At 72.6% G+C, this 23331-nt stretch carries 26 protein-coding genes; 7 read left to right on the forward strand and 19 right to left on the reverse strand.

Features of this window, described 5'->3' with window-relative positions:
• The 5 genes from F563_RS25420 to F563_RS0116295 form a co-directional block, all read right to left on the reverse strand.
• Positions 1-184: helix-turn-helix domain-containing protein (locus F563_RS25420; RefSeq protein WP_245557099.1), on the reverse strand; the 184-nt coding region annotated here is incomplete at its 3' end.
• 92 nt (positions 185-276) lie between these two features.
• Positions 277-561 carry a hypothetical protein gene (locus F563_RS0116280; protein WP_019015750.1) on the reverse strand — a complete coding sequence of 95 codons (285 nt, stop codon included), beginning with the start codon at positions 559-561 and terminating at the stop codon, positions 277-279.
• Positions 562-766: 205 nt separating this feature from the next.
• Complete coding sequence (leuD, locus tag F563_RS0116285; RefSeq protein ID WP_019015751.1) at positions 767-1402, reverse strand: 3-isopropylmalate dehydratase small subunit; 636 nt, start codon at positions 1400-1402, stop codon at positions 767-769.
• 2 nt (positions 1403-1404) lie between these two features.
• The gene (gene leuC, locus F563_RS0116290) at positions 1405-2802 is read right to left on the reverse strand and encodes a 3-isopropylmalate dehydratase large subunit (protein ID WP_019015752.1); all 1398 of its coding nucleotides are present in this window, start codon (positions 2800-2802) and stop codon (positions 1405-1407) included.
• A gap of 108 nt (positions 2803-2910) precedes the next feature.
• Complete coding sequence (locus tag F563_RS0116295; protein WP_019015753.1) at positions 2911-4779, reverse strand: potassium transporter Kup; 1869 nt, start codon at positions 4777-4779, stop codon at positions 2911-2913.
• Positions 4780-5042: 263 nt separating this feature from the next.
• Between F563_RS0116295 and F563_RS0116300 the strand changes: the two genes are divergently transcribed.
• On the forward strand, positions 5043-5714 hold the full coding sequence (locus F563_RS0116300) for an intermediate filament family protein (RefSeq protein WP_019015754.1): 672 nt from the start codon (positions 5043-5045) through the stop codon (positions 5712-5714).
• 61 nt (positions 5715-5775) lie between these two features.
• On the opposite strand, the gene rpsA is transcribed toward F563_RS0116300, so the two are convergent.
• From rpsA to aroA, 3 genes are all read right to left on the reverse strand, one after another.
• Positions 5776-7635, reverse strand: coding sequence for a 30S ribosomal protein S1 (rpsA, locus tag F563_RS0116305; RefSeq protein WP_342662336.1), 1860 nt, complete (start codon positions 7633-7635; stop codon positions 5776-5778).
• A 67-nt stretch (positions 7636-7702) separates the two neighbouring features.
• Positions 7703-8338, reverse strand: coding sequence for a (d)CMP kinase (gene cmk / locus F563_RS0116310; protein ID WP_019015756.1), 636 nt, complete (start codon positions 8336-8338; stop codon positions 7703-7705).
• Positions 8335-9672: a 3-phosphoshikimate 1-carboxyvinyltransferase gene (gene aroA / locus F563_RS0116315; protein WP_026299654.1), complete on the reverse strand. Its 1338-nt coding sequence runs from the start codon at positions 9670-9672 to the stop codon at positions 8335-8337. Before aroA ends, cmk begins: the two co-directional genes overlap by 4 nt.
• A 129-nt stretch (positions 9673-9801) precedes the next feature.
• On the opposite strand from aroA, the gene F563_RS0116320 reads away from it, so the two are divergent.
• On the forward strand, positions 9802-10128 hold the full coding sequence (locus tag F563_RS0116320) for a TIGR02300 family protein (protein WP_019015759.1): 327 nt from the start codon (positions 9802-9804) through the stop codon (positions 10126-10128).
• 22 nt (positions 10129-10150) lie between these two features.
• Here F563_RS0116320 and F563_RS0116325 read toward each other — a convergent pair whose 3' ends face one another.
• The 6 genes from F563_RS0116325 to F563_RS0116350 form a co-directional block, all read right to left on the reverse strand.
• The gene (locus F563_RS0116325; RefSeq protein WP_019015760.1) at positions 10151-11110 is read right to left on the reverse strand and encodes a uroporphyrinogen decarboxylase family protein; all 960 of its coding nucleotides are present in this window, start codon (positions 11108-11110) and stop codon (positions 10151-10153) included.
• Between the two features lie 12 nt (positions 11111-11122).
• Entirely contained in the window at positions 11123-12106 is a 984-nt protein-coding gene (locus tag F563_RS0116330; RefSeq protein WP_019015761.1) for a Bug family tripartite tricarboxylate transporter substrate binding protein, read from the reverse strand.
• 64 nt (positions 12107-12170) lie between these two features.
• Positions 12171-12563, reverse strand: coding sequence for a RidA family protein (locus F563_RS0116335; RefSeq protein ID WP_019015762.1), 393 nt, complete (start codon positions 12561-12563; stop codon positions 12171-12173).
• Between the two features lie 47 nt (positions 12564-12610).
• Positions 12611-13117, reverse strand: coding sequence for a hypothetical protein (locus tag F563_RS0116340; RefSeq protein WP_019015763.1), 507 nt, complete (start codon positions 13115-13117; stop codon positions 12611-12613).
• Positions 13118-13206: 89 nt separating this feature from the next.
• Positions 13207-13470 carry a DUF3253 domain-containing protein gene (locus F563_RS0116345; RefSeq protein ID WP_019015764.1) on the reverse strand — a complete coding sequence of 88 codons (264 nt, stop codon included), beginning with the start codon at positions 13468-13470 and terminating at the stop codon, positions 13207-13209.
• A complete protein-coding gene (locus F563_RS0116350) occupies positions 13467-14954 on the reverse strand; it encodes a cryptochrome/deoxyribodipyrimidine photo-lyase family protein (RefSeq protein ID WP_019015765.1) in 1488 nt (495 codons plus the stop codon). Before F563_RS0116350 ends, F563_RS0116345 begins: the two co-directional genes overlap by 4 nt.
• A gap of 50 nt (positions 14955-15004) precedes the next feature.
• Here F563_RS0116350 and F563_RS24925 point away from each other — a divergent pair, with 50 nt between their 5' ends.
• Positions 15005-15142, forward strand: coding sequence for a hypothetical protein (locus tag F563_RS24925; protein WP_019015766.1), 138 nt, complete (start codon positions 15005-15007; stop codon positions 15140-15142).
• Positions 15143-15145: 3 nt separating this feature from the next.
• Here the strand turns inward: F563_RS24925 and F563_RS22955 are convergent, their stop codons facing one another.
• Positions 15146-15769 carry a hypothetical protein gene (locus F563_RS22955; protein ID WP_019015767.1) on the reverse strand — a complete coding sequence of 208 codons (624 nt, stop codon included), beginning with the start codon at positions 15767-15769 and terminating at the stop codon, positions 15146-15148.
• Positions 15770-15835: 66 nt separating this feature from the next.
• Between F563_RS22955 and F563_RS0116365 the strand changes: the two genes are divergently transcribed.
• Positions 15836-16663 carry an aldo/keto reductase gene (locus tag F563_RS0116365; protein ID WP_019015768.1) on the forward strand — a complete coding sequence of 276 codons (828 nt, stop codon included), beginning with the start codon at positions 15836-15838 and terminating at the stop codon, positions 16661-16663.
• Positions 16614-17519: a carbohydrate kinase family protein gene (locus F563_RS0116370; protein WP_281169545.1), complete on the forward strand. Its 906-nt coding sequence runs from the start codon at positions 16614-16616 to the stop codon at positions 17517-17519. Before F563_RS0116365 ends, F563_RS0116370 begins: the two co-directional genes overlap by 50 nt.
• Here the strand turns inward: F563_RS0116370 and F563_RS22960 are convergent.
• Complete coding sequence (locus tag F563_RS22960; protein ID WP_084596652.1) at positions 17509-18801, reverse strand: RsmB/NOP family class I SAM-dependent RNA methyltransferase; 1293 nt, start codon at positions 18799-18801, stop codon at positions 17509-17511. The genes F563_RS0116370 and F563_RS22960 overlap by 11 nt on opposite strands.
• Positions 18802-18916: 115 nt before the next feature.
• On the opposite strand from F563_RS22960, the gene F563_RS0116380 reads away from it, so the two are divergent.
• Positions 18917-20617, forward strand: a complete 1701-nt coding sequence (locus F563_RS0116380) for an ArnT family glycosyltransferase (RefSeq protein ID WP_019015771.1) — start codon at positions 18917-18919, stop codon at positions 20615-20617.
• Here F563_RS0116380 and panC read toward each other — a convergent pair.
• The gene (gene panC / locus F563_RS0116385) at positions 20605-21456 is read right to left on the reverse strand and encodes a pantoate--beta-alanine ligase (RefSeq protein ID WP_019015772.1); all 852 of its coding nucleotides are present in this window, start codon (positions 21454-21456) and stop codon (positions 20605-20607) included. The two genes, F563_RS0116380 and panC, sit on opposite strands and share 13 nt — an antisense overlap.
• Complete coding sequence (gene htpX / locus F563_RS22965) at positions 21453-22382, reverse strand: zinc metalloprotease HtpX (protein ID WP_019015773.1); 930 nt, start codon at positions 22380-22382, stop codon at positions 21453-21455. The genes panC and htpX overlap by 4 nt, the downstream gene beginning before the upstream one ends.
• A gap of 88 nt (positions 22383-22470) precedes the next feature.
• Between htpX and F563_RS24535 the strand changes: the two genes are divergently transcribed.
• Positions 22471-22629: a DUF1674 domain-containing protein gene (locus F563_RS24535; RefSeq protein ID WP_019015774.1), complete on the forward strand. Its 159-nt coding sequence runs from the start codon at positions 22471-22473 to the stop codon at positions 22627-22629.
• 195 nt (positions 22630-22824) lie between these two features.
• On the opposite strand, the gene F563_RS0116400 is transcribed toward F563_RS24535, so the two are convergent.
• Complete coding sequence (locus F563_RS0116400; protein WP_019015775.1) at positions 22825-23328, reverse strand: YdcF family protein; 504 nt, start codon at positions 23326-23328, stop codon at positions 22825-22827.
• Between the last annotated feature and the right edge of the window lie 3 nt (positions 23329-23331).

Below are 23331 nucleotides of genomic sequence, written 5' to 3' on the forward strand. Positions count from 1 at the left end.
CCGGGCGTCGCCGCGCACCATGAGGCCGCGGCGCCGTGCTGCCGGTCGCGCGATACAACTGCGACCAACGCACCGCGCTCGCCACGCTCACCGAGAACAGCTTGGCCGCCTCGCGGCAACTCGCGCCATTCCGCATGGCCGCCACGACGCGATCACGCAGATCACAGGACAGGGCTCGGGTCATCGGCTGCTGGCCTCCAGCCCAGCCAGCAGCTTGAATCAGAAAACCAAACGCGCCGGAACACCCAATCCGATTCCACCAGAAGGAATCAGGCTCTAGGCCAGGCTGCCGTGCAGGAACCCCAGCGCCGGCAGCGGGCGCCAGCGGCGCGGCAGGTCCGCCCGCCTGATCGGCGCCACCGAGTAGTGCGGCACGGGCTGCTTGTTCCGCCGCAGCAGATGTTCGTAGTCCCGCACCTGTTGGAGCCGCCAGGCGCAATCCTCGAGCGCGGCCGCGCGCGTGCGATAGACCTCGGCGATCCGGTCCGTCTTGGCCACCGTGGCGACAACCGCCCAGAGCGTGTCGTCGGTGGCCCGCGAGAATATTTCGACGCTGCTCACGCCCTCAGGATCGAGGTTTGCCCTTTCCCTGGCCGGAGTGTGCCACGGATACGGGGCAAAAGAAAACGGGCCGGCGGCTGGGAGGTTGGTCTGCCGCCGGCCCGCCTTTGAGACGATGGCCTGCCGGGAAAGGCTCATCGTCTGTAACGCGGGGATGTTGCGCTGCGGCGGGTTACCGCGGCGCGGCGTGGCTATTAAGGATCGGTCATGTCCGTTGCTGCGGCGCAGCAGGCCACGCCCAGGGCCGGGCGGCGCGGTCGGCCCGCTGCCAGGCGGCGATCGCATCGGCCGCGCGCAGCGTGAGCCCGATATCGTCGAGACCGGCAAGCAGGGCCTCGCGCCGTGCCGGGTCGATGGCGAAGGGATGCGCCGAGCCGTCAGGCGCGATCACCACCTGACGTTCAAGATCGACCGTGACGCGCGCGTTGCCCGGCGCGGCCTCCACCTGAGCCGCGATCGCGCGCACCGTCGTCTCGTCCAGCACCACCGGCAGCAGCCCGTTCTGGAACGCGTTGTTGCGGAAGATGTCGGAGAAGGAGGGCGCGATCACCGCGCGCACGCCCATCCCCGCGAGCGCCCAGACCGCGCCCTCGCGGCTCGATCCGCAGCCGAAATTGGCGCCCGCGAGCAGGATCGGCGCGCCGCGGAACTCCTTGCGGTTGAGCACGAACTCCGGATCCTCGCTGCCATCGGGCCTGAGGCGCCAGATCTCGAAGGCGTGCGCGCCCATGCTCTCGCGCGTCGTGCCGACCAGGCGCTCGACGCGGATGATCACGTCGGTATCGATATTGGCGCGCAGGAGCGGCGCGGCCGGCCCCGTGACCGCGGTGAACGGTTCCATGCTCAGAACGGCCTGCGGATGTCGGTGATGCGTCCCGTCACCGCCGCGGCCGCCGCCATCGCCGGGCTCGCGAGATGGGTGCGCGCATCCTTGCCCTGCCGGCCGACGAAGTTGCGGTTCGAGGTCGAGACGCAGCGGGCCCCCGGCGGCACCGCCTCGCCGTTCGCCGCCACGCAAAGCGAGCAGCCCGGCTCGCGCCAGTCGAACCCCGCCTCGCGGAACACGCGGTCGAGCCCCTCGGCCTCGGCCGCCTGCTTCACGCGCACGCTGCCCGGCACGACCCAGGCAGAGACGCCCTCGGCCACGCGGCGGCCGCGCACGATCGCGGCCGCCTCGCGCAGATCGGACAGCCGCGCATTGGTGCAGGAGCCGATGAACACCCAGTCCACCGCGGTGCCGGCGAGCGGACGGCCGGGCGCGAGCCCTTGATACGCGAGCGCGTCCGCCCAGGCCTTGCGGCGCGCCTCGTCCGGCGCGGCATCCGGCGCGGGGATCGGCGCATCGACCGCGATCACATGCTCGGGGCTGGTGCCCCAGGTCACCTGCGGCGCGATCCCGCCCGCATCGATCGCGTGGTCGGCGTCGAAGCGCGCGTCGTCGTCGCTGCGCAGCGCGCGCCACGCCGCGAGTGCTGCGTCCCAGGCCGCGCCCTTGGGCGCGAAATCGCGCCCGGCGATCCAGTCGAACACGGTCTCGTCAGGGGCGATGAAGCCCATGCGCGCGCCCATCTCGATCGAGAGATTGCAGAGTGTCAGCCGCTGCTCCACGGGCAGCGCGCGCACCGCGCTGCCCGCCCACTCGATCGCGTATCCCGCGCCCGCGCCGGTGCCCAAGGCCCCGATCGCGTGCAGCACGGCATCCTTCGCCGTCGTGCCGGGCGGGAACGCGCCGTCGAACCGCACGCGCATCGACTTCGGCTTCGCGAGCCTGAGCGTCTGCGTGGCGAGCGCGTGCGTCAGCTCGGAACTGCCGACGCCGAAGGCCAGCGCACCGAGCCCGCCATTGGTGCAGGTGTGGCTGTCGCCACACACCACCGTCAGCCCCGGCAGCACGATGCCGAGCTCCGGGCCCATCACATGCACGATGCCCTGACCGTCCTGGCCGAGATCGAAGAGCCGGATGCCGTGGCGGTTGGCCCCGTCTCGCAGCATCGCCACTCCGGCCGCGCCGCGCGCGAAGGTCTCGGCCGTGCGGCCGGGCGCGGTCGCCACCGCGTGGTCGGGGGTGGCGAAGGCGAGCTCGGGGTGCGGCACCCGATAGCCCTTCTCGGCAACCTCGCCGAGCGCACGCGCGCCCGAGAGATCATGCAGCAGGATGCGATCGATGTGGATCAGGTCCTGGCCGCGGCCGGCAGCGGCGATGCGGTGGGCCTGCCAGAGCTTGTCGAACAGGGTGGCCATGGACAGGATTTAGTCCTGTGGGGGAAGGGCCGGAAGGGGACCCGGTCGCGAGCGCGATGGGAGCCATGCGCTTCCCCCACATCCCCATCCCATGGACCGACGCTCCGGCTAGATCGCCACCCGGACGCCCAGTTCCACCACGCGGTCGGAGGGGATGCGGAAGAACTCCGTCGCCGGCACGGCGTTGCGGGCCATCACCAGGAACAGCCAGTGCCGCCAGAACGGCATCTTCGGCACCTGCGCCGGCACCACCACCTCGCGGCCGAGGAAGAAGCTCACCTGCATCGGGTCGGCGTCGATCCCGTGCGCCTTCAACTCGGCCAGCGCGCGCGGGATGTTGGGACTCTCCATGAAGCCGTAGTGCAGGATCACCCGGTGAATGCCCGGGGCAAGCTGCTCCACGATCACACGACGCTCCGCCGGCACCACCGGGATGTCGTCGGTCAGCACCGTGATGAACAGCACGCGCTCGTGCAGCACCTTGTTGTGCTTCAGATTGTGCAGGAGCGCGTTCGGCACGTAATCCGGATTGCCGGTCATGAACGCCGCCGTGCCCGGCACGCGGATGGTGCGGCTCTGCGGCAGCCGCGCGAGGAACGAGGCGAGCGGCAGGCTGTCGGTGCGCCAGCGATCGAAGATCAGATCCCGCCCGCGCTTCCAGCTCGTCATCAGCGCGAACAGCGCCAGACCGAGCGTCAGCGGGAACCACGCACCGTCCGGGATCTTCAGCAGCGTCGAGCCGACGAAGGCGAGATCGATCGTCAGGAACAGCCCGAACAGCGCACCCGTCACCGCCCAGCTCCAGCCCCAGACGCGGCGCGCGACCAGGAAACCGAGCAGCGAGCCCGCGGTGAAGGTGCCGCTGACGGCAAGCCCGTAGGCCGCGGCGAGGCCGTCCGAGGTGCGGAACGAAAGGACCAGCAGCAGCACCGCGATCAGCAGCGCCGCGTTCACCTGCGGCATGTAGATCTGCCCGCGCTCCTCGCCCGAGGTATGACGCACCGTCAGGCGCGGACAGAAACCGAGTTGCATGGTCTGGCGCGCGATCGAATAGGCACCCGAGATCACCGCCTGGCTCGCGATGATGGTCGCGGCGGTCGCGAGCAGCACGAGCGGAAGGCGGAGCCACTCCGGCGCCAGACGGTAGAACGGATTGGCGATTGCCGAGGGATCGTTCAGCAGCAAGGCGCCCTGACCGAGATAGTTGAGCGCGAGGGCGGGCAGCACGAGCATGAGCCACGCGATGCGAATGGGCGAACGGCCGAGATGCCCCATGTCGGCGAACAGCGCTTCCGCCCCGGTCACGACCAGGATCACCGCGCCGAGCACGAGGAACCCCGAGATGTCGTGATGGGCGAAGAACAGCACCGCGTGATGTGGGCTGAGCGCCTGCAGCACGGAGGGGTCGGCCGCGATCCCCGACACGCCGAGCGCGCCGATCACGACGAACCAGCATGCCGTGATCGGTCCGAACATGGTGCCCACCCGGCCGGTCCCGAAGCGCTGCACCGCGAACAGCCCGATCAGCACGACCACCGAGAGCGGCACCACAAGGCGCTCGAAGGTGGGATCGACCACGTTGAGCCCCTCGATCGCGGCCAGCACGGAGATCGCGGGCGTGATGGTGCACTCGCCGAAGAAGAGGCTGGCGCCGAGGATGCCCACGAGCACGGCCGCGCGCTTGATGCGGCCCTCCGGCAGGCTGCGCGTCGCCAGCGCCATCAGCGCAAGGATGCCGCCCTCGCCGCGGTTGTCGGCGCGCATCATCACGGTGATGTACTTCACCGTCACCACGAGGATCAGCGCCCAGACGACCAGGCTCAGCACGCCGAGGATGTCGCCTGGCACCGGCGCCACTCCGGGCGTCTGCGTCAGGGCGGCACGCAGCGCATAGAGCGGGCTTGTGCCGATGTCGCCATAGACGACCCCGAGCGCCGCCAGGATCAGCCCCAGGCGGGGCGCGCGGCGGGTGGACACGGTGCTGGGTACGGGGCTGTCGGCCCCCTCGGGTGTGGTCACGGGCCTGGGCTATACACCGGCCTCCGGGGGGGCCGGGAAGCCCAATCCCGAGAGTCTGGCCTGCGCGCGGCGCGGCCGTTGCGCCCTCGGCCCGGCGGTGCCCATCGCGGCGGCCGGGTGCTACAAGCGACGCGACGGACGAGGCAAGGGGACGACAGGAACCGATGAGTCTGGGGTTGCGCGATGCACGCCGCGCCGAGCGGAGGCGCAGACGCGCGCGGATGTTCACCTTTTTCGCGATCCTCGGCGGGCTCGTCCTGCTGGGGGCGCTCGCCTACGAGTCCGGCAGCCGGCTCGCCCAGGTCGAGACCGATGCGCTGCGAAGCGAGATCGAGCAGCAGCGGCGCACGATCGCGGCCCTGCAGCAGCAGCTCGCCCAGACCGAGGCGCTGCGCCAGCAGGCCGAGGGCCGGGTGCGCGAGTGGGAGGCGCGCTACGCCCGCGATGTGCCTACGGGAACCGCGCGTGAGCTCTTCATGCAGGTGCAGGAGCGGCTCGGCGAGGGTCTGGCGCCGGACCGGCTCAAGCTCGTGCTGCGCAACGCGACGGACGGCACCAAGTGCGATCCGGGCCAGGATACGCGCCGGTTCCTGTTGCCGACGCCTCTGACGCGCGGCGGTCAGACCTCGGTGTCGTTCGCCGGCGCGATCGTGGTGACCGGCGAGGGCCAGTCGGCGCGTGCCCCGGACGGCGCCCCGCATGCGTGGTACGACCCGGCCGCGCCGGTGACGATCGTGGCGATCCAGCCGGGCGGCGGGCGCACGGAGACGACAGGCACCCTGCCGCTGACCTTCTCGGTCGTGCGGGGCGCGAACGAGCATCGGTTCCTGGTGACGGAGGCCGATCTGCGCGGTTTCGTGACCGTCACCGCGGAGCGTTGCGACTACCCTTAGGCTGGGCGCCAAGGGAAGGCGGGGAGGCGGGAGCCGCGTGCTCCCGCCCCCATAGCGCAGGCTACTCCTTGCCCTCGCTGGCCATCTGGTTCCGCCGCCGGATCGCCGCGCCCAGGATGTCGCCGAGCGACGCGCCCGAGTCGGAGGAGCCGAACTCGGCCATCGCCTGCTTCTCCTCCTCCATCTCGCGCGCCTTGATCGACAGCGACAGCCGCCGCGTGGCCCGCTCGATGGCGATGATCTTGGCGTCCACCTTGTCGCCGACGCCGAAGCGGTCCGGCCGCTGGTCCTGCTTGTCGCGGGCGAGATCGGCCTTGCGGATGAAGCCGGTCAGCGTGTCGTCCACCTTCACCTCGATGCCGTTGCCCTGCACCGCGGTGACGATGCCGGTCACGACTTGGCCCTTCTGCAGCCGATCGAGCACGCCGGCGGCCGGGTCGGAGGTGAGCTGCTTGATGCCGAGGCTGATCCGCTCCTTCTCGACATCGACGTCGAGCACCTTGGCCTCGACCATGTCGCCCTTCGAATACTTCTGGATCGCCACCTCGCCCGGCTGGTCCCAGGCGAGATCGGAGAGATGCACCATGCCGTCGATGTCGCCGGGCAGGCCGATGAACAGGCCGAACTCGGTGATGTTGCGCACCTCGCCCTGCACGGTCGAGCCGACCGGATGCTTCTCGAGGAACTCCTCCCACGGGTTGCGCAGGCACTGCTTCAGCCCGAGCGAGATGCGCCGCTTCACGCCGTCCACGTCGAGCACCATCACCTCGACCTCCTGGCTGGTCGAGACGATCTTGCCCGGGTGCACGTTCTTCTTGGTCCAGGACATCTCGGAGACGTGCACCAGCCCCTCGACCCCCGGCTCCAGCTCCACGAAGGCGCCGTAGTCGGTGATGTTGGTCACACGGCCGGTGAACTTCGCGCCGACCGGGTACTTCGCGGTGACGCCGTCCCATGGATCGGCCATCAGCTGCTTCATGCCGAGGCTGATGCGCTGGGTCTCCGGGTTGAAGCGGATCACCTGCACCTTGACGGTCTGGCCGACCTGGAGCGCCTCGGAGGGGTGGTTGATGCGCCGCCAGGCGATGTCGGTGACGTGCAGCAGGCCATCGACGCCGCCGAGGTCCACGAACGCGCCGTAGTCGGTGATGTTCTTCACCACGCCGTCGAGGATCTGGCCTTCCTTCAGGCCCTGGACGAGCTCGGCGCGCTGCTCGGCGCGCGTCTCCTCCAGCACCGCGCGGCGGGAGACGACGATGTTGCCGCGCGAGCGGTCCATCTTGAGGATCTGGAACGGCTGCGGCGTGCCCATCAGCGGGCCCACGTCGCGCACCGGGCGGATGTCCACCTGGCTGCCCGGCAGGAACGCGACCGCGCCGCCGAGATCCACCGTGAAGCCGCCTTTCACCCGGCCGAAGATCACGCCGTTGACGCGCGCCTGGGCCTGGAACGCCTTCTCGAGATTGGTCCAGGCCTCCTCGCGGCGGGCCTTCTCGCGCGAGAGGATGATCGAGCCGTCGCGGTCCTCGTAGCGCTCGACATAGACGTCGACCAGATCGCCCGGCTTGATCTCGGGCTTCTGGCCCGGAGCGGCGAACTCCTTGAGCGGGACCCGGCCCTCCGACTTCAGTCCGACATCGATGACAGCCGAATCGCCCTCGATCCGGACGATGCGTCCGGTGATGACGGAGCCGTCGAAGCCGCTGTCGGTGCCGAGCGTGGCGTCGAGAAGGGCGGCGAAGTCCTCGGTCTCGGCCGGGACAGTGGCCGTTTGTGCCATGCGGTGTCTGTCTTCCTGTCGTCGCGATCGCGCGACGGCGGCCTGCGCCCCCGGCGCGGGCCATCGATGGCGGGCCGGGCACGACTTGCCCGGGATCGCCCGGGCCGATTGCGGAACGCGGGCGGCGGCCGCTCGGCCGATCCGCCCGTTGACGCGTCAGGAACGGCCGGATGATGGCAAAGTCAAGCGATTTCAGACGCGACCCGGATCAGCGGCCCGCGAGACGCTGCCCGATCTCGGCCAGCGCCACCGCGAAGGCGGCATCCGCGTCGAGCGCGGTGGTGTCGATCACGATCGCGTCCGGGGCGGGCTTGAGCGGTGCGACCGGCCGGTTCGCGTCCTGCGCATCGCGGTCGCGGATCTCGGCGAGCACCTGGTCGGGATCGGCGGCGATGCCGCGGCCGCGCAGTTCCAGGAAGCGCCGCCGCGCCCGCTCCTCGGGCGAGGCGGTGACGAACAGCTTCACCGCCGCCTCGGGGAACACCACCGTGCCGATGTCGCGGCCGTCCAGCACGGCGCCGCGCGCGCGGCCGAAGCTGCGCTGGAACTCCAGGAGGGCCGCGCGCACCGCGGGGATTGCCGCGACCGCCGAGGCGGCATGGTCGGCCTGCGGGCCGCGGAGATCGGGCCGGTCGAGATCCGCCGGATCGAGCGCGCGCGCCTCGGCCTCGGCGATCGCGGCATCGCGCGGATCCGCACCACGGTCGAGCACGCGCCGCCCGACCGCGCGGTAGAGCAGCCCTGTGTCCAGATAAGGCAGGCCGAGATGCGCCGCGATCCGCCGCGCGAGCGTGCCCTTGCCGGCGGCGGCCGGCCCGTCGATCGCGATCACCAGCGGCGTCACGCCTCGATCGTCGCGCCGAGGCCGCGCATCAGCTCGGCGAAGCCGGGAAAGGAGGTGTCGATGAAGCCGCCGTCATCGACGGTCACCGGCTCGGCGGTCACCTGGCCCAGCACCAGGAAGGCCATGGCGATGCGATGGTCCATGTGGGTGGCGATGGTCGCCCCGCCGCGCGGCGGCGCGCCGGTGCCATGCACCAGCAGGTCGTCGCCGGCGATCTCCAGCCGCGCCCCGCAGGCGTCGAGCCCGGCGGCGATCGCGGCGAGCCGGTCGCTCTCCTTCACCCGCAGCTCCGCCAGCCCGCGCATCCGCGTGGTCCCCGTCGCACAGGCGGCCGCCACCGCGAGCACCGGGAACTCGTCGATCATGCTGGGCGCGCGCTCCGCGGGCACATCCACGCCGATCAGCGGCGAGGAGGAGACGGTCAGGTCGGCGACCGGCTCGCCCGCCTCGTCGCGCTGGGCACGGATCTCGATATCCGCGCCCATCTCCATCAGCGTGGTGTAGAGCCCGGCGCGCAGCGGGTTCATGCCCACCCCCTCCAGCGTCACCGACGAGCCGGGGACGATCAGCGCGGCGACCGCAGGGAAGGCAGCGGAGGACGGGTCCGCCGGCACCGTCACCGGACGGCCGGTGAGTTCCGGCTGGCCGGTGAGCCGGATCTCGCGCCCGCCATCGTCGCGGCGATCCACCTCCACGGTCGCGCCGAAGCCGCGCAGCATGGTCTCGGTGTGGTCGCGCGTGGCGTGCGGCTCGACCACGCGGGTGATCCCCGGCGCGCAGAGCCCCGCGAGCAGCACGGCCGACTTCACCTGCGCGGAAGCGACGGGGAGCGTGTAGTCGAGCGGCATCGGGTCGCGCGCGCCCCGGATCGCGAGCGGCAGCCGCCCGCCCTCGCGCGTCCAGAACGCCGCCCCGCACTGCGCGAGCGGATCGGTCACGCGCTTCATCGGCCGCCGGCGCAGGCTCGCATCCCCGGTGATCACGGCGAAGATCGGGTGGCCGGCGATGATCCCGGTCAAGAGCCGCGCCGCCGTCCCCGAGTTGCCCATGTCGAGCACGGAGTCCGGCTCGGCGAGGCCGCCCACGCCGCGCCCGCGCACGCTCCAGGCGCCGTCGCCCGTGCGCGTCACCTCGGCGCCGAGCGCGCGCATCGCGGCCGCGGTGCAGAGCACGTCCTCGCCCTCCAGCAGGCCCTGGATGCGGGTCTCGCCGACCGCGAGCGCGCCGAGCATCAGCGCGCGGTGGCTCATCGACTTGTCGCCCGGGACGCGCACGCTGCCCGAGAGCGGGCCGGCTGCGGCTCGGGCGGTCATCGGCTTCGGCGTCTCGGTCATCGTGCCTCTCGGGGTCATGCTCGGCGGCGCGCTCTAGCATCGGGACAGGGCATTTGACAGGGCAGGCGGGCTCTGGCATTCGCGCGGCCCCGCCGTCCCGCGCGGCGGAAAGACAGGCGGAGTGTCTCGATGGCCAAGGCCGAGCTGGGGTTGAAGCGCACCTGTGTGGCCTGCGGCGCCAAGTTCTACGACCTGATGCGCAGCCCCGCGGTCTGCCCGAAATGCGGTACCGAGCAGCCGGCCGAGCAGCCGCGCTTCCGCCGCCCCGGCGGCGCCGAGGACCGGGCCAAGCTGAAGCGCGCGGCCGAGCCCGCGCTGGAGGAGGCCGAGCTCGAGGTCGAGGTCGAGGAGGGCGACGAGGACGCGGTGATCGAGGACGCCGACGACCTCGAGGGCGAGGACGATCTCGGCGCCGAGATCGAGGTCGAGCCGGGCAGCGACGAAGAGGAGCGCTGAGAGCGTTCCTCCTCGGACCGCACTACGCCGCGCGCGGCAGCGCCAGCGCCTTCGTCTCCTCCACCATCGCGCGCAGCAGGAAGGACGGCGTCTGCGTCGGGATGGTGCAGCCCGGCGCGATGATCAGCCGTTCCACCCCGCCGTTCTGGCGCACCGTGTCGCGCACCTCGGCGCGCAGGGAATCGACGCCGCGCTCGGTGATCAGGGCCTCGTTCACCCCGCCCATCAGGCACTTGTCCGTCAGCCTGCGCAGATCGGCGATCGACGGATTGCCCGCCAGCCGGTCGCTGACCGAGAGCGCCTCGATCGGATAGTCGAGCACCCGTGTCACATCGACCGGCGCGCCGTGCACGTGCAGGATGCGCACCATCGGCGCCATCGCCGCGAGCATCCTGAGGTCGTAGGGCCGCATGAAGCGCTCGTAGGTCGCCTGATCGACCGCGCGGGAGCCGCCCGTGATCGCGCCGTTGATCGAGAAGAACACGCCGTCGCAGCCGGCCCCGCGCAGCGCGGCCATGAAGTCCTCCATGGTCGCGCACACCGCCTCCAGCATCTCGCCGGCGGCCTCGGGGTGGGCGAACACCACCCGCGCGCGATCATAGCCCGCCTTGCGCATCACCTGCTGGAACGGATCGAAACCGGTGTCGAGGATCGGCACATCCGGGCCGAGCCGCTCGCGCAGCAGCCGGATCGCGCGCGGCTGCTGCACGAAGGCCGGGTGGTCCATGGCGATGCGCGTGAAGCGGCGCATATCGTCCGGCCCGTCGATCGTCTCGAGCCCGTCGGGCAGCGGGTAGCGGTAGTCGTTCACCACCTTGCAGATGTCGAAGTCGAGCCGCTCGAAGAACGAAGCGGCGCGCTCGGCGAACACCTCGGGCGGGCTCTCGTCGGTGACGAAATGCACCCAGGCCGTCACCGGCGGGCGATCCACGGGACGCCCCGCGATCGCCGCCTCGAACCGCTCGCGCTTGGTCATCGCCATGATCGTACTCCTTCAGTCGATCCGCACCCCGGCGGCGCGCACCAGTTCGGCGTGGCTCCTGATCTCGCTGTCGAGGAGCGCCGCAAACTGCTCGGGCGTGCCGCCGCCGACCGCGAGCCCGGCCTGGATCAGCCGTGCCCTGGCGCCCTCGTCGGCCAGGATCGCGTTCATCTCGCGGTTCATGCGCGCGATGATGGGCGCCGGGGTGCCCTTGGGCGCGAGCAGGCCGAACCAGGTGCCGAACACGAGGCCGGGCATGCCCTGTTCCGCCGTGGTCGGCACGTCGGGAAGCTGCGGCGCGCGGCTCTCGGCCAGCACCGCGATCGGGCGGACGAGATCGCCGCGCACCTGGCCCTGGATGCCGACGACGAGCTGGAACATCGCCTGGATGCGCCCCGCGATCAGGTCATTCGTCGCCGTCGCCGGCGACTGGTAGGGCACGTGCGTCATGTCGGTATTGGTCCGCGCCTTGAACATCTCCGCGGCGAGATGCATCGAGCTGCCGTTGCCGGTGGAGCCGAAATTGATCGCGCCCGGGTTCTTGCGCGCGTACTCCTCGAACTCCTTCAGCGTGCGGATCGGCAGGTCCTTGTTCACCACGAGGATGTTCGGCACGGTGCCGATGAACACGATCGGCTCGAAGTCGCGCTGCGGGTGGAACGGCAGGCTGCGGTAGAGCGAGATGTTGGTCGCGAGCGTTCCGGCCCAGGAATAGAGGAAGGTGTAGCCGTCGGGCGCGGCGCGGGCGGCCTCGGCCGCACCGATATTGCCGTTCGCCCCGCCGCGGTTCTCCACCACCACGCGCTGGCCGAGCGGCTTCTCGAGCTCCTGGGCGAGGATGCGCGCGATCGTGTCGGCCGTGCCGCCGCCGCCCGGGGCAGGCACGATCATGCGGATCGGCTTCGTCGGCCACTCGGTCTGCGCGGCCGCCGGCGCGGCGATCAGCGCGGCGGCGAGGGCGAGCAGCGCGCGCCGTTGGGTGCTCGGTGTCCTCATGGTCCCGGTCTCCCGTCTGTTCTGCGCCAGTCTGTGACGGGGGACAGGGGCGTTCAACCCCCGCTCAGGCAGCGGCGATCGCCTCGACCTCGATCGCGCAGCGCGGATCGGCGAGCCCGGCGACGATCACCTGCGTGCTCGCCGGCGGCGCCAAGCCCGCGAACAGCGCATCCCGCCGCTGCTGCCAGGGCTGCCGCGCCTCGCGGGTGGTGAGGTAGGTCGTCAGCTTGACGATGTTGCGCGCGTCCAGGCCGTGATGCGCCAGGGCTGCGCGCAGATGCGCGATCACGAGGTCGGCCTGGGCGCCGAGATCCTGAGGCACCGAGCCATCGGCCGCCACCGGCAACTGGCCGCTGATCAGCACCCAGCGCGCGGCGCCGGCGATCTCGGCGGTCATGGAGTAGCGCGCGGCGGGCGCCGGCATGGTGGCGGGGTTGGCGAAGACGATCTCGGCCATGGCGGCTCCTCTGCTCCGGAGCCGCGCAGTCTAGGTCCGAACCGCGTCTAATCGCGATGCCAGGCGATCGCGCCGGTCAGGTAACCCCAGCCCACCGGCAGGTCGAACGGCAGCAGCATCCGCCGCTCGATCGTGCCCTCGCCCCGCAGGGTGCGATAGGCGCCCGAGCCATCGTGGACGCGGATCCGCAGCACCGTCCGCGTCCACGGACCCGGCGACGCGGCGAACTCGGCGGCGAACCGGTTCGCGGCCTCGCCTTCGAAGCGGCACGTGCCCGTCTCCGCCTCGATCCGGCTCCCGCTGCCGCTCATGACACCCTCGCAGCGGAACCCCCACCCCGCGAGCAGCGCCTCGCTGTCCTTTTCGGTGTCATCGAGCACCCCTCGCATCGCGTAGGTTCCGATCCAATGGCCGGACGCGCTCCCCTCCCGGGTGGTCCAGCTCAGGTCGATGGCACTGCGGATCGGGTGCAGGCCGAGATCGCGCTCCGCCAGGGCCGGCGCGGTGCCCGCGAGCAGCGTGCAGACCGTGAGCATCGTGCTGATCCTGCTCATCCCGCCCTCCTGGGGCGACCCGGCAGGAGCCAGTGTGCATCGGGCCGCCCCGCAGGGCTGTGCCGGACGTCACATCCGCCACGACAAGATCACGATGTCGATCCGAGGGTGAGCCTGATGACGCCGCGCGCCTGCTCGGGCGCGATCGGCCTGCCCTTCCGCAGCACCTGGAGTCGCCCCTCGCGCGCAAGGCGGAACGCAGCCTCGCGCACGGGGCGCATCAGCAGCCGCCAGACCGTCTCGTCCGGGCCCGCGATCGCGCGCGCCACCTCGGACGGGCAGATCGACTTCCCCGCCCCGCGCTCGGCGCAGAGGCGCAGGATCGTCGCCTCGATGGACTCCGCGTCGGTCATGGCTCGAGATCGAGCGCGGTCTGCGCGGCGGCGCGTCGTCCGGTCTGCCGCATCCCCGACCGGCGGCTGCCATGCCGCTCCTGGATCGCTCCGGCCACGCCGCGATAGCCCTCGGCGCGGCGCACCGACCAGAGGCGCTCGCGCGCGATCGCCGCCAGCGCTGCGTGGTTGCCGAGCGGCGCGGCATAGCCACGCACCCCATGCTCCCACGGACGGTGGATCGCCGGCGCCGGCAGGGACGCAAGCTCCGGCACCCAGCGGCGGATGAACGCGCCGTCCGGATCCTGGTCCTGTCCCTGCTTCACCGGGTTGTACATGCGGATCGTATTCACCCCCGTCGTGCCGGACTGCATCTGCACCTGGCTCCAGTGGATACCCGGCTCGTAGTCGGCGAACAGCCGCGCGAGATGCAGCCCGACCGGCCGCCAGTCGAGCCAGAGATGCATGGTGGCAACACTGACCAGCATCGCGCGGGCGCGGAAGTTCAGCCAGCCCGTCTCGGCGAGGCAGCGCATGCAGGCATCGACGAAGGGCCAGCCCGTCGTGCCAGACGCCCAGCGCTCGAAGCGTTCCGTGCCCGGGCCGTCCATGCGCAGCGCTTCGTAGGCCGGATGCAGCGCGCGCCGTTCGATCGCGGGCTCGGATTCCAGCTTCTGGATGAAGTGGCAGTGCCAGGCGAGGCGCGTGAGGAAGCTGTCGATCCCCTCGCGCAGCGAACCGCTCGCCCGCGGCCGCGCCGCGCGCGCAGCCTGCGCCGCCTCGCGGATCGAGAGCGTGCCGGCGGCGAAATGGGGCGAGAGCCGCGAGCACGCGGTCCAGCCGGCGAGCGGGCTCGCCATCGCGCGGCGATAGGTCTGCGCCCGCGTGGCGAGAAACGAGGCGAGCAGGGTCTCGGCCGCGCGCCGCCCGCCCCGCGCGAGGCCGGGACACGGGTCCGGCGCGAGCCCGATCTCGGCAGGCTCGGGGATCCGGCCCGGCTCGATCGCGACGGGGGCGAGCGCGCGGGGCGCAGGCACGACCGGTGCGCGCGTGAATGCCTCCCAGCGCCGCGCCCAGCCGTCGCGGCTCGCGAGCGCCCGGATCGCGCCGGTCTGGCGCGGCTCGTGCACCGGAATGCCGTGCGCGCGCGCCCAGGCGCGCACGCGGCGGTCGCGCGCATAGCCGAACGTGCCCGTGGTGTCCTGATGCGCCCAGATCGCTGCGATCCCCCGCGTGCGGCGGATCGTCTCCAGCACCGCCACCGCCTCGCCCACGCGCACGACGAGCGGCTGGCCGAGTGCCGCGAGATCGGCGCGGAGTTCCGCCGCCGCCTCCTGCTGCACGCGATACTGGCGGGCGGAGGCGTCCGGCTCGGCCCAGAGCCCCGGCTCGACGATCCAGAGCGGCAGCACGGGCCCGCGCGCGGCCGCGGCGGCGAGCGGCGCATGGTCGGCCACGCGCAGGTCGCGCTTGAACCAGACGAGCTGCACCGGCCCCGACTGCATGGCGCGGATGTGGGGCGCAGGCGCGGCCCGTCCAGCGCTATCATCGGGGCGTGCGCCTGCTCGCCGTGATCCTGCTGCTGCTCGCGGGCTTCCCCGCCGGCACGCTGCGCGACCTGCCGTCGCCGCGCGACGGCCGGCTGGAGGAGCTGCCGCAGGTGCCCCCGCCGGCGACGCTGCGCGAGACCTGACCCTCAGCGGCCGCGGATCAGTCGTTCCAGCTCGTCGAGGAAGCTGCGCGCCGGCGAAGGGGGCGGCGGGGCGCCCGGGCCGCGCTCCTTCAGCGCCGCGATCGCCTCGGCCGTGCGCGCGAGGTCGAGCGCATAGACCTCGCCGCCGCCGGCGATGCGCGCGGCGGTGCGCAGCCGCACCAACGCACGCGCGGCCCCGGGCAGGGCGGCCTCGGCACGGCTGGCTGCCTCGCCCGCGGGCAGGCAGACGGCATCGCGGCCTTCGAGGGAACACGGCAGCTCCAGCGCCGGATTCTGGTCAAGCCGGAGTTCGGCGGACGCCGCGAAGGCGAGCGCGCCGCGCGACGTGTCCGCCAGCGTCAGCGCGCGCGCGGTCACCGCCGGCAGCGCGCGGCCGTCGCGCAGCACCACCTCCAACGCGATCCCCGGCCCCTCGCGCCCTTCGGGCGGCACGATCCAGAGCCGATGCCTGAGCGTGCAGTCGGTGCGATCGGTGATCGGATCGGCGCTGCACGCGAGCAGCCATGGGCCGATCTCGCGCGTCTGCTGCGTCGGTTGGACGGTCGGCGCCTGGGCGAGCGCACCGACGGAGATCATCGCCGCCAGCGCGGCCGGGAGCAGACGCATCGCACCTCGCGTGACAGGGCGGATCACGCGTCGCATTCTAGCCGCCGAGCGGCTTCGGAGGCGAGCATGGTGACACTGCCCGACGGCACGCGCGTGCCCGCGCTCGGCCAGGGGACCTGGCGGATGGGCGAGGATGGCCGCGCGCGCAAGGCGGAGGTCGCAGCGCTTCGGCTCGGCATCGAGCTCGGGCTGACGCTGATCGACACCGCCGAGATGTATGCCGAGGGCGGGGCCGAGGAGGTGGTCGGCGAGGCGATCAAGGGGCGCCGCGACGAGGTGTTCATCGTCTCCAAGGTCTATCCGCACAACGCGGGCCGCCGCGCCGTGGTCGCCGCCTGCGATCGTTCGCTCGCCCGGCTCGGCATCGACACGATCGACCTCTACCTGCTGCACTGGCGCGGCTCGGTGCCGCTCGCCGAGACGGTCGAGGGGTTCGAGGCGCTGCGGCGCGCCGGCAAGATCGCGCGCTGGGGCGTGAGCAACCTTGATGTCGCCGACATGGAGGAGCTGTGGTCGGTCGGCGGTACGGCCTGCACGACCAACCAGGTGCTCTACAACCTCGGTGAGCGCGGCATCGAGTTCGACCTGATCCCGTGGTGCGAGCGCCGCAACGTTCCGATCATGGCGTATTCGCCGGTCGGCCAGGGCGGGCGGATGCTGCGGCACAAGGCGCTCGCCGAGGTCGCGGCACGGCACGGCGCAACCCCCGCGCAGGTCGCGCTCGCCTGGACGCTGCGCCGACCGGGCGTGATCGCGATCCCCAAGGCGGCCGACCCGGCGCATGTGCGCGAGAACGCCGATTCCGCCGCGCTGCGGCTGACGAAGGAGGATCATGCCACGCTCGATGCGGCCTTTCCGTCGCCTCAGCGAAAGCGTCCGCTCGCGATCCTCTAGGCCGCGGCCACTGCGCATCCTCTGCGTCGGCGGCGTGAACCTGGACGAGGCGATCCGGCTGGACGGGATGCTGACGCCGGGCGAGGGCGCGATCGGCCGCTCGCTCGGGCCCCGGCCGGGCGGAGGGGCGGCGATCGCGGCGGCGGCGCTGGCGCAGGCCGGCCACGCGGTGACGGTCGCCGGCGTGGTGGGCGACGATCCGCACGGTGCGATGCTGCGCGCGGTGCTGACCGAGCTCGGCCTCGACGTCTCGGCGGTGCAGGTGCGGCCCGGCCCGACCACGCGCGCGCTGGTGCTGATCGAGCCCTCCGGTGAGCGCACCATCATCGGCGTGGGCGGCTACCGCGCCGAGGAGCTGGACGGCGCGGCGCTGCTCGGCGGCGGCTACGCGGCGGTGCTGACCAAGCTGCACGCGCCGGATGTGCCGAAGATCATGGCGGCGCACTGGGCGAAGGGCGCGCTCACGGTCGGCGTGCTGCCGCGGCGCGGCCGCCAGCCGCTCGCCGCGCAGGTGCTGATCGCCTCGGAGGCGGATCTGACGCCCGAGGAGCAGGCCGCGCCGCTGCGTCTCGGACAGTCGATGTGCGGCGAGGCGTTGCGCTGGATGGTGGTGACACGCGGCGCGCGCGGGGCGGAGGCGTACGGTGTGGACGGATCGCATCATGCCGCCCCGGCCGAGCGGGTGGAGGTGGTGGACGCGACCGGCGCGGGCGATGTGTTCGCCGCCGGGCTGCTCGATGCGCTGCTGCGCGGCGAAGGGATGCCGGCGGCGCTCCGTCGCGGCACGGCCTGGGCGGCGCGGCACATCGCGCATGAAGGCAGCCTGCCGCCTGCGGGGGTGACGGCTACGTCCTGATCATCCGCGCAGCGAAGAACCCGTCCATGCCGCCGCGCGCGGGCCAGAGCGCGGGTGTGGTGCGCAGGACTCCTTCGGACGTGATCGCCTCCGGCAGCCCCGGAAGCTCGGACGCAGCGATCGGAGCGCGGCGCAGCGGGGCCGGGCTCCGCGCGATCGCGCCTTCGCCCTCCTCGGGCTGGAGGCTGCACACGGCGTAGATCAGCCGCCCGCCCGGCCGCAGCATCGCCGCGGCGTTGGCGAGCATCGCGTCCTGGACGGCCGTCAGCGATGCGACGTCGCTTGCACGCTTGTTGCGCAGGATGTCGGGATGGCGCCGGATCGTTCCTGTCGCCGTGCACGGCGCGTCGAGCAGCACCGCATCCGCCGGCTCGGGCGGGCGCCAGGTCGCGGCATCCGCCTCGATGACCTCGGCGTCCAGGCGCAGGCGGGTGAGGTTCTCGCGCAGCCGAGCGGCGCGGTCGGGCGCGCGCTCCACCGCCGTGACGCGCGCGCCGGCGGCGGCGAGCTGCGCGGTCTTGCCGCCGGGTGCGGCGCAGAGATCGATCACACGCTCGCCCGGCCGCACCGCCAGCAGCCGTGCGGGCAGGGCCGCGGCGGCGTCCTGCACCCACCACGCGCCCTCGACAAAGCCGGGCAGGTCGGGCACGCGCGCCTCCGCGGTCAACCGCAGCGAGCCGGTCGGCAGGACCTCGGCGCCCAGGCGTTCGGCCCAGACAGAGGCGTCCTCACCCGGCTTCAGCGTCAGGTCGAGCGGCGCCTCCCGCTGGTGCGCGGTCGCGATCGCGCGCGCGGTCTCGGCGCCATAGGCATCGTGCCAGGAGCGCCAGAGCCAGTCCGGCGTGTCGAGCCGTGGCGCGTCGAGCCCGTCGAGCGCGGCCACGCCCTCGGTGGCGAGCCGGCGCAGCACGGCATTGGCGAGACCGGTGAAGGCCGTGCCCTTGGGCAGCGCGCGCACGGCGGCGACGGTCGCGCCCACCGCGGCGTGGGGCGGCGTGCCGAGCAGCAGCAGTTGCGCCGCGCCGAGCCGCAAGGCGTGGCGCACGGCGTCAGGCGGGGCACGGCGGAGGAACGGCTCGATCAAGGCATCGAGCGTTCCCAGCCGGCGCAGCACCGTGGCCGCGAGCAGATGCGCGAAGCCGCGGTCGCGTGGTTCCAGCCGCGGCAGCGCGTCGAGCGCCTCTTCCAAGGTTCGCCGGCGGCCGAGCACCGCCTCCAGCAGCGCGATCGCGGCGCTCCGGGCCTGTGTCCCTGAACCGTCAGACGGCGCCGTCGTTCGCATGAATGCCCGCTGCCGTGTGGCGGAGGGGCTGTCAAGGCTCGCGCGACCGCGTCGCGCGACCGCGGCAGGCGGCTCCGGCCTTGACAGCCCCTTCGCCGCGCGGCCCAACGCTGCCATGCGAACGACGGCGGAAAGCGACGCGCGTCAGGACTGGCTCGCCCGCCTCTGCACGGTGCGGCGGCCGCACCTGCTGATCGTCGCGTTCTGCCTGCTCGTGTTCCTGCCCGGATTCTTCGCGCTCCCGCCCTCGGACCGCGACGAGAGCCGCTTCGCCCAGGCGACCAAGCAGATGCTGGAGACGGGCGACTTCGTCGAGATCCGCTTCGGCGATGTCGCGCGCAACAAGAAGCCGGTCGGCATCCACTGGGCGCAGGCGGCGACGGTCTCGGCCGCGACCTCGCTCGGGCTGGCGACGCGCACCGACATCTGGCCCTACCGCATCCCCTCGCTGGCGGGCGGCATCCTCGCCGCACTGTTCACCTTCGCGCTGGGGCGACACCTGGTCGGTCGGGACGCGGCGCTGCTCGCGGCGCTGATGCTGCCCGCGAGTCTGGTCGTGGTGGTCGAGACGCATATCGCCAAGACCGATGCCGCGCTGCTCGCCACCGTCGCGGCGATGATGGGGCTGTTCGCGCGCGCCGCCCTCGCGCCGGCGCGGTTCAGCGCCGCACAGGCTGCCGGGTTCTGGGGCGCGCTCGGACTCGGCGCGCTGCTGAAGGGCCCCGTCGCGCCGATGGTCGCGGGGCTCGCCGCGGCTTCGCTCTGGTGGCTCGACCGCCGCGCGGGGCGGCCGCGCGCCTGGCTCGGCGCGCTGCGCGCGCCCTGGGGCGTGCCGCTCGCGCTCGCGGTGGTCGCACCCTGGGCGCTGCTGATCTGGATCGCCACCGACGGCGCGTTCTTCATCGAGGCGCTGCGCGGCGATCTCGGCGGCAAGGTGACGGGCGCGGACGAGGCGCATGGCGGCCCGCCCGGCTACCACCTGCTGCTGGTCGCGCTGACGCTGTTCCCGGTCTCGCTGATCGTGCTGCGCGCGATCCCGGCGAGCTGGGCCGCGCGCACCGATCCTGTCGTGCGTGTGCTGCTGGCCTGGATCATCCCGACCTGGCTTGTGTTCGAGCTGCTGCCGACCAAGCTGCCGCATTACGTGAGCGTGACGTTCCCGGCGGTCGCGCTGCTCGCCGCGCGCTGGCTGCTCGACCCGGCGCGCCGGGCGCCGCCGCGCTGGCTCGCGCGCCTCTCGCTCGGGCTCTGGCTGTTCGCCGCGGTGATCGTCGCAGCACTGGCGATTGCGCTGCCGGTCGCGGCCGGCGGCGGGATGCCGTGGGGCACGCCGATTGCCGTAGCGGTCGTCGCCGCGCTGGTCTGGGCCGTGCTGCGCGCGGACGACCTGCGGCGCGCAGCGGTGGCGATGCTGCTCGCCGCCCCCCTGCTCTATGCCGCGCTGCTGGAGGGCGTGCTGCCGCGCGTCGAGCCGATCTGGATCAGCCCCCGCGTCGTGGCCGCGGCCGAAGCGCATTGGCGCTCCGCCGGCGGCCGCCCGCCGGCATCGGAACGGCCCTTCGCCACGGCGGGGTTCCACGAGCCCTCGCTCGTGTTCCTCGCCGGCACCGACACGCGGCTGATCCGCGACGGCGCGGAGGCCGCGCAGCATCTTGCCGAGCAGCCGCGCGGGCTCGCGCTGGTGCGCGAGCGCTACGATGCGGCGTTCCGCGAGGAGGCGGCCCGGCTCGGCTTCGCCCCGCGCGCGGTCGCGACGATCACGGGGCTGAACTACTCGCGCGGGCAGCGCCTGACGTTGACCCTCTACGCGCGCTGAACCGGGATGTTGTCGATCAGCCGCGTGGTGCCGAGGCGCGCCGCGACGAGCAGGCGCGCGGGCGTGGCGTCAAGGCGGTCGAGCGGCGCGAGCGTCTCGGCCTCGCGCAGATCGAGATAGTCGGGCGCGGTGAAGCCAGCGTGGACCAGCGCGCGCATCGCCTCGGGCGCGAGCGTTGCCATGCTCGCGCCGTCGCGCAACCCGGCGGCCACCCGCTGGAGCACCCGATGCAGCGCGGGCGCCGCCGCGCGCTCCGAAGCCGAAAGATAGGCGTTGCGCGAAGACAGCGCGAGCCCGTCGGGTTCGCGCACGGTCGGCACGCCGATCACCTCGACCCCGAGCCCGAGATCGCGCGCCATGCGCCGCACCACCAGGAGCTGCTGGTAGTCCTTCTCGCCGAAGAAGGTCGCGTCGGGCTGGACGTGGCAGAACAGCCGCGCGCACACCGTGGCCACGCCGGTGAAGAAATGCGGGCGGATCGCGCCCTCCATCGGCTCGGTCAGCCCCGCGACCGTCACGCGCGTCGCATCGCCCGGCGGGTAGATCTCCTCCACCGCGGGCGCGTACAGCACCTGCGCGCCGACACGATCGAGCAGCGCCGCGTCCGCCTCCTCGGTGCGCGGGTAGCGCGCGAAGTCCTCGTTCGGCGCGAACTGGGTCGGGTTGACGAACACCGAGACGACCACGCGGTCGCAGGCGGCGAGCGCGTGCTCGACCAGCGCCGCGTGGCCACGATGCAGCGCGCCCATCGTCGGCACAAAGCCGATCCGCAGGCCCTCCCGGCGCCACGGCGCGAGCGCGGCGCGCAGCGCCGCTGCCGTCCGGACGGTGGCGATCAACGCGCGCCCGAGTTGGGCACCGAGCCACCGGCGCGACGCTGCGCGACAGGGCGCGAGGCGACGCTGCCGCCACCGCCGCCCATCCGCCGCGCCAGTTCCTCCAGCGCCGCGACCCGGTTCTCGGTCTTGGGGTGGGTCGAGAACAGGTTGTCCATGCGCGCCCCGGACAGGGGGTTGATGATGAACATGTGCGCGAGGGCCGGATTGGCCTCGGCGTGGTGGTTCTCGATCCGCCGCGCGGTGTTGTGCAGGTTCACCAGCGCCGAGGCGAGCCAGCGCGGATTGCCGCAGATCTCGGCGCCGACACGATCGGCCTCGTACTCGCGCGAGCGGCTGATCGCCATCTGCACCAGCATCGCCGCGAGCGGCGCGAGGATCAGCATCAGGATCAGCCCGATCGCGCCGAAGGGGTTGTTCCGGCTGTCGCCGCCGCGGAACAGAATGCCGAACTGCGCCAGCATCGAGATCGCGCCGGCGAGGGTGGCCGTGACCGTCATGATCAGCGTGTCGCGGTTCTTGATGTGGGCGAGCTCGTGCGCGACCACGCCGGCCACCTCCTCCTCGGAAAGGTACCGCAAGAGCCCCGTGTTCACCGCGATCGCGGCATTGGCAGGATCGCGCCCCGTGGCGAAGGCGTTCGGCTGCTCCTCGTCGATCACGTACAGGGCCGGCATCGGCAGTCCGGCGCGGCGGGCGAGCTGTTCGGTCATGGCGTAGAGGCGCGGCGCATCGGCCGGGCCGATCGGGCGTGCGCCGGCCATGCGCAGCACCACCTTGTCGCTGTTCCACCAGGCGAACAGGTTCATGCCGCCGGCGAACAGCAGCGCGATCAGCGCGCCGGCCTCGCCGCCCAGCGCGCCGCCGATCACGACGAACAGCGCGGTCAGCCCGGCGAGCAGGATGGCGGTCTTCACGTAGCCCGACATGCGGCAAATCCCCCGATACGGATGGCCGCCAGCATATAGGAACCCGGTCCCCCTTGGTGCGAGACCCGCGGCGGCTCACATGACGCCCATGGAGAAGACCACCGAGCCCCCCGCGCCCGCCCCGGCCGAGGCGCCGAAGCCGCCCGCCAAGGCGCCGCCGCGGCCGAAGGAGATCGGCGGGCCGAAGGGACCCGAGCCGACCCGCTACGGCGACTGGGAACAGAAAGGCCGCTGCACCGACTTCTGAGGCGGTGGATGGCACGCCCAGAGAACGCGCTTGGGGTGCCGGAACGCCTCAACCACATGATCTAGCTGGCTCTTTCGGGGACGCATCAATCCCGATTCGTTCGCGCGACTCGGAGCACTCCCTTGTTCGTGAAGTTTTTCCCTCCGCCGAATCGGCGCAATCTGTTCTGGTTTAGTTCGTTCTGGTTTCCGAATCTCATGCCGCGCCGAAGCGCCCCGCCGCGCGCAACCAGAGCGCGAGAGCGACGTCCCATGCCACAGCCGGCAGTTCGCGGAGCGTCCAGTACAGCCATCCGGCACGCCCGATCCGCCGCCCCGCGCTCGCGCCCAACCCGCGCGGCCGGAGGCCCGCGATCCGCAGCAGCGCGACACAGCGCGGCACGTGATAGGCGCTGCTGACGGCGACCACGCTCGTGCCGCGCGGGATCAGCCGCGCGGCCGCGCGCACCGTGTCCATGGTGTCGCGCGCCGCTGTGTCCTCGACGATGCGGCCCAGGGCGATGCCGTGCGCGCGCAGCCGTCGCCCCATCACCGCCGCCTCGGCCGGGGTGCTGCGCCCCGGCCCGCCCGAGACCAGCAGCCGCGCCGCCGGCCAGCGCCGTGCCGCGAGTGCCGCCGCCGCGATCCGGCGCGCGAGCTCGGGAGTCGGCCTTCCGTCCGGCTGCACCGGAAAGCCGAACACGATGATCCAATCCGCCACGCG

Origin of the sequence: Elioraea tepidiphila DSM 17972 (genome assembly GCF_000378465.1) — a bacterium.
Lineage (GTDB): Bacteria > Pseudomonadota > Alphaproteobacteria > Acetobacterales > Acetobacteraceae > Elioraea > Elioraea tepidiphila.